This window comes from Chitinophaga vietnamensis, from assembly GCF_902167635.1.
GTDB classification, from domain to species: Bacteria; Bacteroidota; Bacteroidia; order Chitinophagales; family Chitinophagaceae; genus Chitinophaga; species Chitinophaga vietnamensis.
The window spans coordinates 84835-100578 of record NZ_CABHMS010000010.1 but is presented as its reverse complement, the minus strand read 5'-3'; the positions used below and the strand labels follow the sequence as shown (position 1 = coordinate 100578).

The 15744-nt window shown below is 49.0% G+C and carries 14 protein-coding genes; 8 read left to right on the top strand and 6 right to left on the bottom strand.

Going from position 1 to position 15744, the window contains the following annotated elements; translation table 11 throughout:
• Positions 1-124 precede the first annotated feature (124 nt).
• From FPG75_RS23640 to dusB, 3 genes are all read right to left on the bottom strand, one after another.
• Positions 125-958, bottom strand: coding sequence for an aldo/keto reductase (locus FPG75_RS23640; protein WP_143310517.1), 834 nt, complete (start codon positions 956-958; stop codon positions 125-127).
• Positions 959-985: 27 nt separating this feature from the next.
• Positions 986-1573, bottom strand: coding sequence for a nuclear transport factor 2 family protein (locus FPG75_RS23635; RefSeq protein WP_143310516.1), 588 nt, complete (start codon positions 1571-1573; stop codon positions 986-988).
• A gap of 83 nt (positions 1574-1656) precedes the next feature.
• Entirely contained in the window at positions 1657-2694 is a 1038-nt protein-coding gene (gene dusB / locus FPG75_RS23630; RefSeq protein ID WP_143310515.1) for a tRNA dihydrouridine synthase DusB, read from the bottom strand.
• Between the two features lie 136 nt (positions 2695-2830).
• Between dusB and FPG75_RS23625 the strand changes: the two genes are divergently transcribed.
• From FPG75_RS23625 to egtD, 5 genes are read left to right on the top strand one after another with little or no spacing between them, the layout of a single operon-like run.
• Positions 2831-4216: a mercuric reductase gene (locus FPG75_RS23625; RefSeq protein ID WP_143310514.1), complete on the top strand. Its 1386-nt coding sequence runs from the start codon at positions 2831-2833 to the stop codon at positions 4214-4216.
• A 42-nt stretch (positions 4217-4258) separates the two neighbouring features.
• The gene (locus FPG75_RS23620) at positions 4259-5200 is read left to right on the top strand and encodes an ABC transporter ATP-binding protein (protein ID WP_143310513.1); all 942 of its coding nucleotides are present in this window, start codon (positions 4259-4261) and stop codon (positions 5198-5200) included.
• A complete protein-coding gene (locus tag FPG75_RS23615; RefSeq protein ID WP_143310512.1) occupies positions 5201-6769 on the top strand; it encodes an ABC transporter permease/substrate-binding protein in 1569 nt (522 codons plus the stop codon).
• Between the two features lie 4 nt (positions 6770-6773).
• Positions 6774-7925, top strand: a complete 1152-nt coding sequence (gene egtB / locus FPG75_RS23610) for an ergothioneine biosynthesis protein EgtB (protein WP_143310511.1) — start codon at positions 6774-6776, stop codon at positions 7923-7925.
• 24 nt (positions 7926-7949) lie between these two features.
• On the top strand, positions 7950-8945 hold the full coding sequence (gene egtD / locus FPG75_RS23605) for an L-histidine N(alpha)-methyltransferase (protein ID WP_143310510.1): 996 nt from the start codon (positions 7950-7952) through the stop codon (positions 8943-8945).
• Here the strand turns inward: egtD and FPG75_RS23600 are convergent.
• Positions 8942-9418: a DinB family protein gene (locus tag FPG75_RS23600; protein WP_143310509.1), complete on the bottom strand. Its 477-nt coding sequence runs from the start codon at positions 9416-9418 to the stop codon at positions 8942-8944. The genes egtD and FPG75_RS23600 overlap by 4 nt on opposite strands.
• 207 nt (positions 9419-9625) lie before the next feature.
• On the opposite strand from FPG75_RS23600, the gene FPG75_RS23595 reads away from it, so the two are divergent.
• Positions 9626-12280 carry an outer membrane beta-barrel protein gene (locus FPG75_RS23595; protein ID WP_143310508.1) on the top strand — a complete coding sequence of 885 codons (2655 nt, stop codon included), beginning with the start codon at positions 9626-9628 and terminating at the stop codon, positions 12278-12280.
• Positions 12281-12333: 53 nt separating this feature from the next.
• Here FPG75_RS23595 and FPG75_RS23590 read toward each other — a convergent pair whose 3' ends face one another.
• Both FPG75_RS23590 and FPG75_RS23585 read right to left on the bottom strand, forming a co-directional pair.
• Positions 12334-13194, bottom strand: coding sequence for an OmpA/MotB family protein (locus FPG75_RS23590; RefSeq protein ID WP_143310507.1), 861 nt, complete (start codon positions 13192-13194; stop codon positions 12334-12336).
• Positions 13195-13399: 205 nt separating this feature from the next.
• Entirely contained in the window at positions 13400-13606 is a 207-nt protein-coding gene (locus tag FPG75_RS23585) for a hypothetical protein (RefSeq protein WP_143310506.1), read from the bottom strand.
• A 212-nt stretch (positions 13607-13818) separates the two neighbouring features.
• Here FPG75_RS23585 and FPG75_RS23580 point away from each other — a divergent pair, with 212 nt between their 5' ends.
• Both FPG75_RS23580 and FPG75_RS23575 read left to right on the top strand, forming a co-directional pair.
• The gene (locus FPG75_RS23580) at positions 13819-14838 is read left to right on the top strand and encodes a LacI family DNA-binding transcriptional regulator (protein WP_143310505.1); all 1020 of its coding nucleotides are present in this window, start codon (positions 13819-13821) and stop codon (positions 14836-14838) included.
• A 224-nt stretch (positions 14839-15062) separates the two neighbouring features.
• Complete coding sequence (locus FPG75_RS23575) at positions 15063-15716, top strand: DUF1349 domain-containing protein (protein WP_143310504.1); 654 nt, start codon at positions 15063-15065, stop codon at positions 15714-15716.
• Positions 15717-15744: the final 28 nt, after the last annotated feature.

Sequence of the window (15744 nt, the reverse complement as noted above, 5' to 3'; positions counted from 1 at the left end):
AAGATTCGCAAAGATCAATTCGAACTGATCTTCGCGAATCTTTTTTAATCTTTATTAATTCTGGTAAAAAAATCCTGGTAATCCTTTCAATCAGTATAATCCTGAGTAAGACAACCTTCGCGTGCTAAAAGTCAAATTTATCCGGATCGGGTCCTACGCGCAAACCTTGATCCAGGGCGTCGATCAGGGCGATGTCTTCGGCGCTGATGTTGAAGTGGAAGATGTTGGCATTGTCAACGATCCTTTTTTGTTGCACGCTTTTGGGGATGGTGACAACGCCCTTTTGCAGATCCCAGCGGAGTACGAGCTGCGCAACGGAAACCTGGTATTTGGCGGCAAGTGTTTTCAGCTCGGGGATATCGAATACCTGGCCTTGCATGAGCGGGCTCCAGGCTTCGTACTGGATGCCGTGCTGCTGACAGAACTGTAACAGCGACGGCTGTACGAGACGGGGATGAAACTCCAGCTGATCCACCATCGGCGCTACCTTGGCGGATTGCAGCACATCTTCGAGATGATGTTGCAGGAAATTGCTTACGCCAATGGCCTTCACACGGCCTTCTGCATAAAGTGTTTCCAATGCGCGCCAGGTTTCTTTGTATTTGCCTTTTACCGGCCAGTGGATAAGGTACAGATCGAGATAGTCAGTACCGAGTTTGGCGAGCGAGGTATCCAAAGCCTTTAAGGTGCTGTCATAGCCCTGGTCGGCATTCCAGACTTTGCTGGTGATGAAGATATCTTTCCTGTCTACTGCATGCCTGGCAACAGCCTGGCCTACACCTTCTTCATTCTGATAGATCGCGGCAGTGTCGATATGCCGGTAGCCCGCATCCAGTGCGTATGTAACCGCATCGATCACTTCCTGTCCTTCGTTGGATCTCCAAACCCCTAATCCGAAATAGGGCATTTGTACGCCGTTTGCTAATGTCACTGTTCCTTTAATGTCTGTAATCTTCATACACGATGTTTTTACTTTTAAACAAAATTACAGCTTGGCTGCATCTTCAGGTATGTCGTGATAGAATTCTTTCACCAGCCGGCTGTCGGGCAATGAATTCAGCACGGTGATATACCATTTACCATCTTCTTTCCTGACCACCTTCCCTTTATAATAACCGATGGACATCAGCTGTATCTGGCCGGTTTGCAGGTCTGTCCAGAACATGGAAGAATAGCAGCTGAGCTTTACTGTATCGTTGGTACCCGGCGTAAACTGCATGTTGGTGAGCAGGTGCCGGGGCTGATAATGTGTGTTCCTGGTGCTGGCGATCAGCTGTTCAATTTTAGCTTCGAAATTCTTTTTGCCGCGCAGCCTTACGCCGTCGATCTCTCCACGGATGCTGTCGTCCATGAAGTTCATACATTGCGTGAGCGTGCCGTTGTCGAAGTGCTCACAAAATCCCAGCACTACTTTCTCGATCTGTTGCTGATCGCGGTAGCGGATATCGGCATGAGCGGTGGCGCTGTCGGGCGGCGTGCTGCTGTGAGTAAGTGTTTTTTCGTGTTTGGATGCGTCGTTGCAAGCGATGATCATCAGCGCAATGATGGCTGTAACAAGGGGAAGTCTGAGCATACAGGGGATTTTACGGTGAACAAAACGCACATGTACAACGTCAACGAATATCCTGAAAATTTGCTGTATGAACAAACGTGATTTTAGAGCGGACAGTTCTGATGATAGTCGATCAGCTCAATGGGTGCGTGTTCCAGCTCGATGCCTTTGTAATAGGCTTCGATCTCGTCGAGCACAGCGCTCACCTCTTCCACTGTTTTCAGCGTGACGAGGCGGCTGCGGAACTGTTTGATATCCGGCAGGCCTTTGAGATAATTGGCGTAGCAACCGCGCATTTCGTTGATGCCGGCAACAGGGCCCTTCCACTTCACGGATTCCACGAGATGCTTTTTACTAACGGCGATGCGCTCTTCCAAAGTAGGGCCGTGCATCAGCTCTCCGGTTTGCACATAATGTTTGATCTCCCGGAATATCCAGGGGTAGCCGATGGCGGCGCGGCCGATCATGATGCCGTCAACGCCGTAGCGGTTTTTATATTCCAGTGCTTTCTGCGGGCTGTTGATATCGCCGTTGCCGAAGATGGGAATATGGATACGCGGATTATTTTTCACTTTGCCGATGAGGGTCCAGTCGGCCTCTCCTTTGTACATCTGGCAGCGCGTGCGGCCATGTATAGCCAGCGCTTTGATGCCAACATCCTGCAAACGTTCTGCTACTTCTTCAATATTTTTGCTGCCATCGTCCCACCCGAGGCGGGTTTTCACGGTAACGGGCAGTTTGGTGGCTTTCACACAGGCTTCGGTGAGGCGCACCATCAGGTCAATGTCTTTGAGCACGCCGGCGCCGGCGCCTCTTCCAGCCACCTTCTTCACCGGGCAGCCGAAATTGATATCGAGCAGGTCGGGATTGGTGGTTTCAACGATCTGCGCAGCCATGGCCATGCTGTCTTCATCGCCGCCAAATATCTGTATGCCGATCGGGCGCTCATAATCGAAGATATCCAGCTTACGCCGGCATTTGATGGCGTCGCGGATGAGACCTTCGCTGGAGATGAACTCCGTGTACATCAGGTCAGCGCCGGCATCTTTGCACACCACACGGAACGGCGGATCGCTCACGTCTTCCATGGGCGCCAGCAGCAGCGGAAAATCAGGCAATATGATATTATCGATCTTAACCAACTCGCAATTGTTTTCTGGAAACCGCAAAGATACTTCAAAACCGGCGAAATGCATTTCAATTTCGTATCAATAATTACTTTAATTTTAATGACTGTCGTGGTATAATATTTGGCCCGCTCACTGCAAATTCACCCGTATGGAAAAGTTTGATGCCATTATTATCGGCTCCGGACAGGCCGGTAATCCGCTCGCCAGGAAACTGGCGGCCAAAGGCTATAAAACTGCTGTCATCGAACAACGCCTCCTGGGTGGCACCTGCATCAACGACGGATGCACTCCCACCAAAGCCATGATCGCCTGCGCCCGCGTAGCCCACACCGTGGCTAACAGTATCTCCTGGGGCGTGCGCATCACTGGCCACCATGATATCGATCTGCCTTTTATCGTTGCCCGCAAAAATGAGATCGTACAACGCTTCCGCTATGGCGTACAAAAAGGACTGGAAGCGCAACCGGGGCTGAACATCATCTATGGCAGCGCCGCGTTCACCAGCCCCAAAACCTTGCTGGTGGAGGCCGCAGGCGGAAATGTACGCACCCTCAGCGCAGAAAAGATATTCATCAATACCGGCACAACGCCGCTCATCCCCGATATTCCCGGACTATCTACCCTGCCCTATTACACCTCCACCACCCTGCTCGATGAAACCATCGTACCACCTGAGCTGCTGGTGCTGGGCGGCAGCTATGTTGGCCTTGAACTGGGACAGCTATTTCAGCGTTTAGGCAGTAACGTTAGTATCATCGAAAGTTCGCCGCAATTGATGTCGCACGAAGATGAAGACGTAGCCGCTGTGATCAGGAATATTTTGGAAGATGAAGGCATGAAGATATATACCTCTTCGAAGGCCGACAAGATCACCAGAACCGCTGCCGGATTATCTTTGGATATCATCACCGGCACCGGCAGGCGCACCCTGACGTGCACGCATATACTGGTAGCTACGGGCCGTAAACCGCAAACCGCCACCTTACAGCTGAGTAAAGCCAATGTTACCACCGACGAACACGGATTCATTCAAGTGGACGACAAGCTCGAAACCAGCGCCCCCGGCATCTTTGCGCTGGGTGATGTGAAAGGCGGCCCGGCATTTACACACATCGCCTATCATGATCATCTTATCGTATACCGCAACCTGTTTGAACAGGGTAATATGACTGTCAAGACCCGGCAGGTGCCTTATTGTATGTTCACCGATCCGCAACTCGGGCGTATCGGGCTTTCAGAGAAAGAAGCCGTAAGGCAGGGGTATCCCATACAGGTAGCGCACCTCGGCATGGACAAAGTAGCGCGCGCCATCGAAACGGGCCATACCAGCGGCTTCCTGAAGGCCGTGGTACATGCCGCCACCGGAAAGATACTGGGCGCCGCCGTCGTAGGAGAAGAAGGCGGTGAACTGATGTCGCTGATACAAATGGCCATGGCCGCCGGCATCACCGCATCGCAATTGCGCGATATGGTTTTCGCACATCCACTGTATGCCGAATCACTGAACAATCTTTTTATGACACTGGATAAATAGGGGCAATATGAGTAAATAATTCCCCATTAATTTTGATATCGAATGATAAAAGTTGAGCACGTAAGTAAATTTTTTGGACCGGAAAAAAAAGCGGTAGACGATATATCCTTTGAAGTGCCACAAGGAGAAACCCTCGTGCTGCTCGGCACCAGCGGCTGCGGCAAAACCACTACCCTGCGCATGATCAACCGCCTGCTCGACGCCAGCAGCGGACGCATATACGTAAACGGACAGGATATTCAGCAACAGGATGTTGCCGCCCTCCGGCGCAACATCGGCTACGTGCTGCAAAACAATGGCCTCTTCCCGCACTATAGCGTGCAGGAGAACATTGCCATCGTACCGGAACTTCTGCGATGGAACAAACAACAGATCCGTGAACGCATCCTAACGCTCATGGATAAACTGCATTTACCTGCCGATACCTACGCCGCCATGTACCCGCAACAGCTCAGCGGCGGCCAGCAGCAGCGCGTAGGCCTGGCACGCGCGCTGGCAGCCGATCCGCCCGTACTGCTGATGGACGAGCCCTTCGGCGCCCTCGACCCGCTCACCCGCACGAGCGTACGAAAAGAGTTCCTGTCGCTGGATGAACTTAAAAGCAAAACTATCATCCTCGTCACGCATGATGTGGAAGAAGCCTTCGAACTCGGCGATCGCATCTGCCTGATGAACGAAGGACGCATCCAGCAGATAGGCAAAGGAACGGAACTGCTGTTCAAACCGGCTAACAGCGTCGTGCAACATTTCCTGGAACCACAACGCCTGCAACTGGAGCTCAAATCCCTGGTATTGCAGGATATCTGGCCGTTCCTGAGCAGCGGCAACGGCAACAGCGCCGCTACCCTGCCCGTCAGCGCCACCTGCTGGGAAGCGCTGGCAGCTCTCACCAAGGGGCAGGTATCAGTGGAATACCAGCAAACAACAAAACAACTCAACGGAAATAATGTGATGGAGGCCATCGCCACCTATAAAAAACAGTAAATGGAAACAGCAACAAACCTGTTCGCCTTCATGCAGCAACAGTCTAACAAACTGCTGGAGCAAACCCTTACCCACACCGGGCTTACCTTCATCTCGGTATTGCTGGCCATCATCATCGGCGTACCGCTCGGTATCCTCATCACCCGGCGGCAAGGCCTCGCGGGGCTGGTGCTGGGATTTGCCGGCATCATGCAAACCATTCCCAGCATCGCACTGCTGGGATTTATGATACCCCTGCTGGGCATCGGCGCCAAACCCGCCATCGTAGCGCTTTTTCTTTATGGACTGCTCCCCGTGATACGCAATACCTATACCGGCATCAATGGCGTGGACCCCGTAGTAATGGAAGCCGCCACCGGCATGGGCATGACCCCGTCGCAATTATTGTTCAAAGTACAATTGCCGCTCGCACTGCCCGTGATCATGGCCGGCATCCGCACCGCCACCGTTATCAACGTAGGCGTGGCTACGCTGGCGGCGTATATTGCAGCAGGCGGACTGGGAGAATTTATTTTTGGCGGTATCGCACTTAACAATACGAACATGCTGCTTGCAGGCGCCATACCGGCGGCTTTGCTGGCCATCCTCTTCGACTGGCTCCTGTCGCGCCTCCAACATATAAATATCAAACGTTCTAAATCCATTTTGTACACTTTACCGTTCATATTGCTGTTGCTCTCCTCATTTTACCTGTTACCAACAGGTGGCGGCGCCCGGCTCACAGCGGGCTTCACGCCAGAATTCATGGGCCGCAGAGATGGCGACGTAGGGCTGCAATCCGTATACGGCCTGCATATGCGCACCCTGGTGATCAGCGACATGATCATGTACAAAGCAGCATATGAAAAAAAGATCGACGTGATCAGCGGAAGCAGCACCGACGGGCGTGTGAAAGCATTTGATCTTACCGTACTGGAAGACGACAAGCACATCTTCCCCCCTTATTATGCTGCACCGATCGTAAGAATGGCTACCTTGCAACAATATCCGGAACTCGAAAACGTCCTCAATATATTGGCTGGTACAATTAATGATAGCACTATGACGGTCCTCAATTACCGTGTGGATTTTCTGAAAGAAAGCCCGGAAAAAGTGGCCCGCGATTATCTCGTAGCCATGCGTCTGTGGAAGCCTGCGCGCAACGGCAAAAAAGGCACGATCCGCATTGGCTCCAAAATATTCGGCGACGGATACATCCTCGCCAATATGTACCGCTACCTGATCGAAGGCAATACCGACCTCGCAGTGGTTACCAAAACAGGACTGGGCGGCACCAAAATATGTTTTGATGCCCTCAACAACGGTGAAATAGATATGTATCCGGAATATAGCGGCACCGGGCTGCTCGTCATACTACAGGCGCCCGCCACCGTAACCGATTCCATCATCAGCGACAACAAAAAAGTATATGACTATGTAAGCCAGGCATTCGAACAACAATACCGGATCAAATGGATGAAACCCATCGGATTTAACAATACCTACGCCCTGATGATGCGCCGGGAACAAGCCACCCGGCTGCATATCAACAGTATCTCATCGCTCAAGGAATATATCGGACAACAATAATCATATGGACCTTCGGGAAAAATATATTACCATCAGAAAAAGATCGGAAGACATTTGCGCTCCGCTTAAAACGGAAGACTATGTAGTGCAGCCAGTAGTGGATGTGAGCCCACCGAAATGGCACCTCGGGCATACCACCTGGTTTTTTGAGACCTTTTTGCTCAGCCCTAACGCCAAAGGCTATACGGAATTTGACCCGCAATATAATTTTGTATTCAACAGCTACTATGAATCCGTTGGCACGCGTGTGATCCGCACCGACCGGGGCAACCTGAGCCGCCCGGCTGTAGCCGATATCATGCGCTACCGCAGATATGTGGATGAAGCTATGCTCATCTTCCTGAACCAGGAACTGCCAGCCGATCTTCAGGCGCTGCTGGTACTCGGTCTTAACCATGAAGAGCAGCACCAGGAGCTGTTATATACAGATATCAAATATATCCTGGGCCACAATCCACTGATGCCGGCCTACGATCCGCACAAAACGCCTCCTGCCAATGATACCGCGAAAAGCGGTTGGCTGTCCATGCCCGCAGGGATGTATGAGATAGGATTTCAGGGAGATGGATTTTGTTTTGATAATGAGCTGGGCAGACATAAAGTATACCTGGGCGATTATCAGATCAGCCACACGCTGGTCACCAATAGCGAATACCTTGCCTTCATAAACGCCGGCGGCTACCGCGATTTCAGGCATTGGCATGCAGAAGGCTGGGATTGGGTTAAAAATAATCAGGTCGCAGCACCCATGTACTGGTATCATATCGATGGCCAGTGGATGCAATACACCTGGCAGGGCTTACAGCCACTGGCGCCGGAAGCGCCTGTTTGTCATATCAATTATTATGAAGCGGCCGCATACGCCGCCTGGAAAGGCCTGCGGCTGCCTACCGAATTTGAATGGGAAGCGGCGGCGGCGCAACTTAATTGGGGCCTGCGCTGGGAATGGACGGAGAGCGCTTATCTCCCCTATCCCGGATTCACCAAGGCCCCGGGCGCTATCGGCGAATACAATGGTAAATTTATGGTAAGCCAGATGGTGCTCAGAGGCGGCTCGGAGGTAACGCCGCCGCATCACAGCCGTATCACTTACCGCAATTTCTTTCATCCTTACCTGCGATGGCAATTTACGGGTATCAGATTGGCAAAAGGATAAGTTTCATTCACACAACCACGAGTTATGAGCATCAACACTGTAATTTCCACACTGGTCGCTGGCCGGCGGAACCGGCAAACAGACCTTTTCTACCAGGATGTAGTAAAAGGTCTCACCGCCCCCCAGAAGTACCTCGATCCCAAATATTTTTACGACGCCAATGGCGACGCGCTCTTTCAGCAGATCATGCAATGTCATGAATATTATCTTACTGATTGCGAGATGGAGATACTGACCACGCAATCGGCGGATATTGCTCAGGCTTTCAGCCGTTTTGCCGGTGATTACGACATCATAGAACTGGGCGCCGGCGATGCCACCAAATCTGTGCACCTGCTGCGGCAACTACTGGATAACGGTGTCGCCTATACGTATTTCCCGGTGGATATTTCCGCTAACGTGATCCGGCAGTTGCAGGAAGAATTACCACAACGCTTGCCGGCATTGCAGGTACATGGGTTGAACGGGGAGTACTTTGAGATGTTGAAAGAAGTAAATACGCTAAGTGATAAAAAGAAAGTAGTGCTGCTGATGGGCGCCAATATCGGCAATTTCAGTACGGTGGCGGCCACGGCCTTCTGCCAGCAGCTGCGCCGTTTGCTGCAATCTGGCGATCTGTTGCTCATCGGCTTCGATCTGAAAAAGCATCCGCAGCTGATATTGAACGCCTATAATGATAGCAGCGGTATTACCAAGGCATTCAACTTTAACCTGCTGCAGCGCATCAACCGGGAGCTACAAGCTGATTTCGATATTTCGAAATTCGAGCATTACCCTACTTACGATCCGATGAGCGGCGCCTGCAAAAGTTATCTGATCAGCCTTGTGGAGCAGGAAGTGCACATCGGTCAGGACGTGACGATACGTTTCCGCGAAAATGAACCTTTATATATGGAGATATCCCAGAAGTATGATCTGGATGAAACCGACGAACTGGCCGCCCGCAGCGGATTTAAGCCGGTGGCGCGCTTCCTTGATCAGCGGCACTGGTTCGCCGATTGCTTGTGGAAATGCATTTAATGCCAGGCCCCCAGCATGCGGCGCAGTGCCACGATCTCGCCGGTATGATAAGCTGTATGGTCCGCGATCAGTACCGCTTCCCGGAAAAGATGCTGGCCATCGCCATGTGGGAATGGCTCAAACAGTTGCGCACCGGGCGCTTCCAGCAGGTCAATGAATGCCTGTGTATCGCTTTTGATGCGCGCAATGCTTTGTTTCCATTCTTCTTCACTGGCGGGCGCTGTGGCTTTGGTCCAGTAACCTTCCGGCCATGATGGGGATTCATAATCAGGGTTACGTGAAAACTCCAGGATATCATATTGCGTGATGCGGATATGCTCCACAAGTTGCCAGATACTATATGGCATATGAGGTGGCACCACACCACGCAGATGGGTTGGTACATTTTTTACGGCATCGGCGAAAGTCACGTGGGCATTAGCTTTGAGCAGTAGCTCTTTCAGTGTGTGAATGATGGCAGTCTGGTCTTTCATGTAGAAATTTTGTTTGATAACAAATGCATAACAATTAAACAAAGATACTTACATTAAGATATAAAATATTATATATCTAGCTGGCTTTCTATTTATGAGAATTCAATTTTCACAATGATTTATTTTCCCCCAAATTAATCACATTAAGATGCATTTCAGTTAAACAGGTTTTATAAATAATAATATTACAGTATAACCATCGCTGTAATGATAAAACCTTTACTGTTAACCATACTGTTATTTACTTTCCTGCAATCATCTGCACAAACGGAGATCAAAGGTAAGCTATACGACCGGGATACCCATCAACCGCTGATTGGCGCCAGTATCCTGCTTTACAACGATCATTCCGTTATCAAGGCGCAGGCGCTGTCGGATGAATCCGGAAACTTTGTGATTGCCAAACCGCCCAAAGGCGACTTCAACATGGTGATCAACTATCTCGGTTATCAGGGTGATCATAAACGTATAACCGTCACCGATAGGAAGTCTACTTTGTTCCTGGGCAATATCTCTCTCGCAAAATATGGTATTACCCTCAACAAAGTAGAGATCAAGGCGGAGCGGCCCTTGTATACGGTGCGCAAAGATACCATTGAATTTGACGCCGGGCAGTTCACGGTTCATGAAAATGCTTCACTGAAAAATCTCTTGCAAAAAATACCGGGATTATCCGTTGATATGGAAGGCAATTTCACCTACATGGGAAAACCCATCAAAGAGCTGTACGTAGATGGCAGACCATTGTTCCAGCAAGGGCCTAACACTTCTTCCTCTCCCAACCAGGTAGCACAATTGCTCACCGCAAACCTTGTAGATAAAATTCAACTGACGGATAAAAAGAATTTCGTTGGCGTTACTGATCCCGCGAACAATGAAAAGGTTATCAACCTGGTTATCAAAAAGGAGCAGAAGCAAGGCGTGAAAGGCGCTATCACGGCGGGTTACGGTACTGATGATACTAAACAGGCGGCGGCCAATGCTAACATATTGCGAGATGACAGGCAGTTTTATTTGGTGCTGCAACACAATAATATCAATGGCAACAGGGCTCCCGGCTCTAGTGATGAAAACCCCATCGGCTTGAGCCCTCCGGGCCTGATGAAAACGACCACCTTAGATGGCAGTCTTAACAAAGACTTCTCAAAAAAACTGAATGGATCGTCTTATATTAATCAGATATTTGTATCACAAACAGGCGACAATCAAGATCAACGGCAAAACATTCTTCCCGGAGATAATACCTTCTACTCATCTGCTCAGCATACACAAAGCACTGTTGATAATAAAGCGGGGGCCATCAACCTAACTGCTACTGTAGATCCCCACAGCAAAATAACGGTTGGTGGGTTCGTAAGACAAAGCAATCAACGGAGTTTAAGCAATAGCTCATTCTCCACTATCAGTAAGAATGATACCTTGAATCACGGAGCTACAAATAATAACGACAGATTAAGTAACATCAGCTATAATGCAACCGTACAATATATTCACCAATTCGAAAAACAAGGTAGGACCTTGGGGGTATCTGCAGGATATGTCAGCGAAATACAAAACGAGCAACAATTAAACAAATCCATCAGCTATTTTCAGTCGGGGAGCCATGATTCTATTGATCAAGATGTTAGTCAGTATGTAAACACGCGGACTATTAACGCAAACGTGAGCTATAACGACCAGTTCTCTGATTTCGTTAGATTTGCCATCGCCTACAATCTTTCTAAACAGAATTCCAATAACGACCGTGAAACACGAAATTTTAACCCGGTCAAACAATGCTACAATATTCCAGACGACTCGCTGTCAAATGATACTCACAATATGCAATTAAATCAATCATTGCAGACCAATATTGACATCAGCGCAGATAAGCTAAGACTTATTTGCGGTGGAACTTTCAATATCAACAATATACAGAGCCACAATATCACAAAAGGCTATTTCTTTAAACAACCAGCTTATACCTTCTCACCTGTTTTCAATTTGAATTATGCGTTCAATAAGTTCAAGAATCTCAGCTTCCTTTATTCAAGCTCTCCCGGTATTATACAAATAACAATGCTGGCACCCATAAATAGCACAGCCGATCCAATATATACGCAATTGGGGAACCCCAACCTTAAAACATCGTTCACTCATATGGGCCGGTTCGTTTATAGTTCCACCAGTATCAACGGCCTTAATTTTAATCTAACATTAACAGGCACCGTTATAAAAAATGCCTTTGGCATAGCTGTTATAACAGATGGTACTGGCAAGCAAACAAGCAAGCCTGTAAATGCTGGCGATGCGTATCACTACTCGCTGGAAAGCTCTCTGGGAAAGTATTTCAAAAGATGTGGAATTAGCGTTAACTATGAGGGCGGGATATTTTCCGGCAGCCGCCTGTCTTACATCAACAACGTGGAAAGCAAGACCATAGACTATACAACCAAACACGCACTTACTATTTCTTATACGAAAAAACTATTTGAATTAACATCTAACACCACCATGGTGTACACAGGCAATAAATACTCAATCCAGAATACTTACTACGACTATATCCAATACCTCTTCTTCTTCAACTGCGCCGTTTACCTTCCACTCAATTTCACCGTCAGCACCGCTGTGAACACCCAGATCAACACCGGTTCACAACAACACTTTACCCTGCTCAATGCCTCACTATCCAAAACCTTCCTGAAAAACAAAAGCATGGTGGCCAAACTCTATGCTTTCGACCTGCTAAAAGAAAACCAATCCATACGCCGCGTACAAAACGAAACTTATATAGAAAACACCACTGCTAACGTCCTTTCCCGCTACTTCATGTTCAGCCTCATCTACTACCTCGGAAAAAAAGGCCCCGACCGGAAATAAAAAGTGTCCGGCCTTTGTAAAGACCGGACGCTCCATCATTAAACTTATTGCTATCAGCTGGCTGGCTTTTCCAGCAGTTTGAAGAACTGATCCAGCTGCGGCAGGATCACAATCCTCGTTCTGCGGTTGGCAGCGCGGCCTTCCGGCGTATCGTTAGACGATACCGGCAGGAACTCGCTGCGGCCGGCAGCCGTCATGCGGGCAGGCGGAATATTATACTGGTTCTGCAAGATGCGCACCACAGAGGTAGCTCTCTTCACACTCAGATCCCAGTTGTCGAGCAACACATTCGGACGGTAAGGCACATTATCCGTATGGCCTTCCACCATAAACTCGATATCCGGCTGATTGAGCAACACCTTGGCCACTTTACCCAGCACTTCTTTCGCACGGTCTGTTACTTCATAGCTACCGCTCTTGAACAGCAGCTTGTCGGAAATATCGATATACACTACGCCTTTCTCCACTTTGATATTGATGTCCTTATCATCCAGGTTGCCGATAGCGCCTTTCAGATTCAATACCAGCTGCATATTCAGCGAGTCTTTACGGGCAATCGCTCCCTGAAGGTCTTTGATATAGGCGTCTTTCGCGCCGATATTATCCAACGACTTCTTGATACTTTCTGCCTGTGCGTTAGAGATCACAGATAACTCCTTCAGATGCTCCAACATCTGCGAGTTGTTGTTCTTGAGTTGCGTTTGCTGTTCCTGCATGTTCTCCATCCGGTCTTTGTAAGCGGCAGCAGCACGCGCAGCATCTTCCTCACATCTTCTTAACTGGGCTGTCGTGTTACGGTAAAGACTGTCGAGACGTGCATTCCTCGCTTCCGACTCCCTCAGTTTCCGCGGTGCGGAACAGGACGCAAAAACCGCGACCAGGAGTACCGGCAAGGCCAATCGTTCTGGTTTCATACTATACGTTTTTTAATGATCTGATAAAAATTATAAATGTGCTAACGGAACAATGGGCAAGTTAACACAGCCGCTGCAAATAGCACGCCTGAATACACCGCTTTTAACAAATAGTTATGGAAGATTAGGAAGAGATTATAAAAAACAAGCCCCGCTGAAGCGGGGCCTGTTTTTACCAATCGTATATGCAGTAAACATGAACTCATTAATTCGCTGCCACATGCAGCGGCGCATCAGTTGTTTGCATCAAAGGATGTGTGCTCCGGTAAGCATCTATCTTCCTCGCTTCTTCTTCATAGCGCACATTACGACGCACCTCAGCAGGTGTTAAACGCTGCGTAGTACCACAGGCCGCCAACACCCCAAAACCTGCCAGCATAAGGCAATAACGGAAAGCGTAAAAAGTCTGCATGATGTAAAAGTTTGATGGTGATTCAAGTTCCATCATACCACATTTAAAATTGTGTAGCAGACGTTAACGAACATATATTAATTTTAATAAATTATTAAAAAGATGTTGTACATTCACCTGTAACCATAAAAAAATAGCTGATATTATTTAATATCTAAGTAACTTACCCGCCAGCTTATGCTGTTACTATTTTCCATTAATTGCTGAAATGTATGAGAAAGGTGGTTTCTTCGGGTCAACCAACAATAAAGGAAATTGCAAAAAGGCTGAATATCTCTGTATCTACGGTATCAAGAGCGCTGCACGATCATCACAGTATTGGATTGAGGACCAAGATGAGGGTACAGCAACTGGCAGCAGAAATGGGCTATGAACGTAATCAAACGGCCATCTTCTTTCAGCAGGGCAAAACATTTACAATAGGTATACTCCTGCCGGAATTATCGGAAGCCTTTTTCTCCAGCGCGATCAGTGGTATCGAAGATGCGGCATACAGCAACAATTACACCGTGTTACTGGGACAGTCGCACGACGACGAGGCCCGTGAGAAACAGATCATCCAGAGCATGAAACATCACCGGGTAGATGGCTGCATCGTGTCTATCGGAAAAAATACCAGTAACTACGAACACTTTGAAATGCTGCAACAGGCCAGAATACCCGTGGTATTCTTCGACCGTGTGCCCGATCTGCCCAATATCCATTCGGTATCCTGCAACCTCGAATCAGGCACCGTACAAGCCGTGGATTTCCTGCTGAAAAAAGGACACCGCGTGATCGGCATGATCAACGGGCCGGAACAACTGGTCGCCAGCAAAGAAAGAGCCGCCGGCTATATCAAAGCATTGCGCAAACACCGCCTCAAATACGATCCGGAACTGATCGTCAACTCCGACCTCACCGTTGCCGGCACCGGCAATGCCATGAAATATCTCCTGTCGCTCCGCCGCAAAGTAACGGCAGTCGTCACTTTCAACGACTACGTAGCCATGGACGCCGTACAATACGCCCGCAAACAAAATCTTGAAATAAATAAAGACATAACTTTTGTATCTTACGCCAACACACCGGTAAGCAGCTATACCGCTTTCCCACCGGTAGCCTCGGTAGAACAATTTCCCTACGAACAGGGACAGGCAGCTACCAACATGCTGATGTCGCTCCTCAGCGGAGAACACGCCTTAAATGATTATCAACAGATGATCATGGAATCACAGCTCGTGATCCACTAATGTGATGGTGGGGCTTCTCCCGACAACCTTGCCACAGCTGGGAACCGTGGCAAAGGTTTCGGACTCATTGTTCGCTGTTCTAAAAATGGCTGCTTTTCAAGCCTAAAACTATTTTCCTGATTAATTGCACTACGAGTTTAAACAAATCTTTTTACATTCTGTGTACGCAAACGCTTGCGTTAACCACGCAAGCGTTTGCGTAACCCGCTTGAAAAACTATCATAATGAAAAACAGACTATCATTTCTTTTTATCTGGCTGATAACTTGCATCCCCGCCATGGCAGCCACTCCCGGCGATACGGTGCATATCAGCGCCGTCCCGTCCCCCTGCCAGTGGATCAACGCACCGCAGTCTTTCCGCGTTACAGGGCCTAACAGCCTTAGCATCACCGCAGGCCCTCACACAGACTACTACCATTATCCCGGCGGCGGCTACAACACCTCCACAGCGCCTATCCTCGCCTTCACGCCACCGGATCCCGATTTTTCCCTCACCGCAAAGATCAAAGTGGATTTCCGGAAAACCTTCGACGGCGCCGCGCTTTTCGTGCTCACCGATTCTACCCAATACATCAAATTCCTGTTCGAAAAGAGCCACGATGGCCCTTTATCCGTATGCTCCGGCGTCACGAATATTTATACGGACGATAGCAATAACGCCATCGCCTATACGAATGAAATGTATTACCGCATCACCAAAGCGGGTAATTTACTAAGCTTGTATTATTCGGTGGATGGAAAGAAATGGAAAGTGGCAAGGCAGGTATTCTTTCAGCCGAAAGGCAGGCTGCTGCTGGGTTTCTCGTCGCAATCGCCGCTGGGTACTTCCTGTACGGGCGCCTTCAGCGACATTCGCTATTCCGCCGGCGCGAAGTGATAAATTTACGGCCTCGCCAAAAGGCGGG

Coding starts and splice junctions, on each gene's coding strand:
- FPG75_RS23640 (WP_143310517.1), bottom strand. CDS start 958: ATGAAGATTACAGACATTAAAGGAACAGTGACATTAGCAAACGGCGTA.
- FPG75_RS23635 (WP_143310516.1), bottom strand. CDS start 1,573: ATGCTCAGACTTCCCCTTGTTACAGCCATCATTGCGCTGATGATCATC.
- FPG75_RS23625 (WP_143310514.1), top strand. CDS start 2,831: ATGGAAAAGTTTGATGCCATTATTATCGGCTCCGGACAGGCCGGTAAT.
- FPG75_RS23620 (WP_143310513.1), top strand. CDS start 4,259: ATGATAAAAGTTGAGCACGTAAGTAAATTTTTTGGACCGGAAAAAAAA.
- FPG75_RS23615 (WP_143310512.1), top strand. CDS start 5,201: ATGGAAACAGCAACAAACCTGTTCGCCTTCATGCAGCAACAGTCTAAC.
- egtB (WP_143310511.1), top strand. CDS start 6,774: ATGGACCTTCGGGAAAAATATATTACCATCAGAAAAAGATCGGAAGAC.
- egtD (WP_143310510.1), top strand. CDS start 7,950: ATGAGCATCAACACTGTAATTTCCACACTGGTCGCTGGCCGGCGGAAC.
- FPG75_RS23600 (WP_143310509.1), bottom strand. CDS start 9,418: ATGAAAGACCAGACTGCCATCATTCACACACTGAAAGAGCTACTGCTC.
- FPG75_RS23595 (WP_143310508.1), top strand. CDS start 9,626: ATGATAAAACCTTTACTGTTAACCATACTGTTATTTACTTTCCTGCAA.
- FPG75_RS23590 (WP_143310507.1), bottom strand. CDS start 13,194: ATGAAACCAGAACGATTGGCCTTGCCGGTACTCCTGGTCGCGGTTTTT.
- FPG75_RS23585 (WP_143310506.1), bottom strand. CDS start 13,606: ATGCAGACTTTTTACGCTTTCCGTTATTGCCTTATGCTGGCAGGTTTT.
- FPG75_RS23580 (WP_143310505.1), top strand. CDS start 13,819: ATGAGAAAGGTGGTTTCTTCGGGTCAACCAACAATAAAGGAAATTGCA.
- FPG75_RS23575 (WP_143310504.1), top strand. CDS start 15,063: ATGAAAAACAGACTATCATTTCTTTTTATCTGGCTGATAACTTGCATC.